Source organism: Pseudomonas sp. FSL R10-1339, from assembly GCF_009600545.1.
Taxonomy (GTDB): Bacteria; Pseudomonadota; Gammaproteobacteria; order Pseudomonadales; family Pseudomonadaceae; genus Aquipseudomonas; species Aquipseudomonas bubulae.
On sequence record NZ_WIVQ01000281.1, the window covers coordinates 1 to 381 of the forward strand.

Genomic DNA, 381 nt, shown 5'->3' on the forward strand with positions numbered 1-381 from the left:
GGCCAGCGATAGCATCAGGGCGCAGACGGCAACCGAGTGCAGGTAGGTGTAATCGTCGTGCGTTTTGATGCGTGCGACGCTGATGAGGGCATGAGGTTGGCGCAGCACCGAGGCAGCGATTTCTCCGACCAGCGGCAACGTCGTGCTTGGGTCGACGGCCTTGCCAAGCCGGGCTTCCTGGAACATGTCCATGACTTGGGACTTGGCCGCAAGACAGAGTTTCCGTGCATAACACATTTCGCTCTCCATTGAGGTTGCGCCGTCACTTTTCTTGCTTAGTGGACTAGACGGCAGAGATTGCTCCTCCGACAATTCTCTGGGCTCTGGGCTCTGGGCTCTGGGCTCTGGGCTCTGGGCTCTGGGCTCTCTGGGCTCTCTGGG

General features: G+C 59.8%; 1 pseudogene. It reads right to left on the bottom strand.

The window, feature by feature from the left end:
- Positions 1 to 312: pseudogene (locus GHO03_RS25290) on the bottom strand (hypothetical protein); the annotation flags it as partial.
- Between the last annotated feature and the right edge of the window lie 69 nt (positions 313 to 381).